We start from the raw sequence: 1,347 nt of genomic DNA, 5'->3' as shown, positions 1-1,347 counted from the left end.
CAGTGCCCGCCCGGCCGCCCGAAGGGCACTGGCGCCCCCTCGGGGGGCAGTGAACGAAGTGAACGTGGGGGCGTCATGTTCTAGATCGGCTTGAAGTATTCGAAGGGTTCGAGGCACTCGATGCAGCGCCACGTGGACTTGCATGCGGTGGAGCCGAAGCGGGAGAGTTGTTCCGTGCGGCCGCTGTCGCAACGCGGGCAGCGCAGGCGCGGCACGATGCGGATGGCTTGCTCGCCACTGCACTGCGGCGGCACGATGCCGTATTGCTGCAGCTTCTCGCGGCCCTCGGGCGTGATCCAGTCGGTGCTCCACGCCGGCGCACGCTGCATCGTGACGGTCACGTCGCCAAACTCAGCCAGCGCCGCCCGCACGTCGTCGGCGATCAGCTCGGTCGCCGGGCAGCCACTGTAGGTCGGCGTCAGCACAACCTCGACGCCCGACGCCGTCTCGCGCAGCTCGCGCACGATGCCCAGCTCCACCAGGCTGATCGCCGGGATCTCCGGGTCGGGCACGGCGTTGAGTTTGGCGCGCGCGGCGGTGAGATTCATCACCAGACTCCGCCGGGGTAGCTGCGCTGCAGATGCTGCATCGTCGCCAGCATGTGGCCCATGTGTTCGCTGTGGATGCCGTCAATGCCACGCGGCTGCATCGCGCTTTCGCGCGGCAGCGTGAGCGTGGCTTCGGCCATCAGCGTGGCCCAGCGGGCGCGCCATTCAGGCTCCAGCTCGTTCCATGCGGGGCCGACGCCGTCGACACCATCGGCGGCGAACAGTTCGTTGAAGTACGGCCACAGCACATTCAGCGCCGCCTGCATGCGCGCCTTGGAATCCTCCGTGCCGTYGCCCAGGCGCACCACCCAGTCGCCTGAGTGCTGGCGGTGGTAACGCACTTCCTTGATCGACTTGGCGGCAATGCCGGCCAGTTCGGCGTCCAGGCTCGTCTGCAGGCGCCCGTACAGCAGCTCCAGCCAGATCGCCATGGCCGTGTTGCGCAGCACGGTCAGCGCGAAGTCCCGCCCGCCCCCGCCATCGCTCGGGCTCGCCGCCGCATTCGGCAGCTCGACGAGGATGACGTTGCGGTAATCGCGCTCCTCGCGCAGGAAGGCCAATTGGTCTTCATCACGGCCGGCGCCTTCGAGCTTGYCGACATGCGTCAGCAGCGCACGGGCCTGGCCCAGCAGGTCCAGCGCGATATTGGGCAGCGCCAGGTCTTCCTCCAGCACCGGCGCGTGGCCGGCCCATTCGGACAGCCTCTGGCTGTGGATGAGACAGGTGTCCGCCAGGCGCAGGACGTAGGTGGTCTTGGCGTCCATCACATGTGGTTGAGCTCATCGGGGAGCTCATAGAA

Annotated in this window: 2 protein-coding genes; both read right to left on the bottom strand. The window is 67.8% G+C overall.

What is annotated here, in order from left to right:
* Positions 1–80 precede the first annotated feature (80 nt).
* A complete protein-coding gene (gene paaD, locus ACXJKR_RS32610; protein WP_457326387.1) occupies positions 81–548 on the bottom strand; it encodes a 1,2-phenylacetyl-CoA epoxidase subunit PaaD in 468 nt (155 codons plus the stop codon).
* Positions 548–1,312: a 1,2-phenylacetyl-CoA epoxidase subunit PaaC gene (paaC, locus tag ACXJKR_RS32605; protein WP_457326386.1), complete on the bottom strand. Its 765-nt coding sequence runs from the start codon at positions 1,310–1,312 to the stop codon at positions 548–550. Before paaC ends, paaD begins: the two co-directional genes overlap by 1 nt.
* Positions 1,313–1,347: the final 35 nt, after the last annotated feature.

The organism is Roseateles sp. P5_E11 (assembly GCF_054049355.1).
The sequence above is the reverse complement of the archived record's forward strand: the minus strand, read 5'-3'. Positions and strand labels throughout refer to the sequence as shown.

Coding starts and splice junctions, on each gene's coding strand:
- paaD (WP_457326387.1), bottom strand. CDS start 548: ATGAATCTCACCGCCGCGCGCGCCAAACTCAACGCCGTGCCCGACCCG.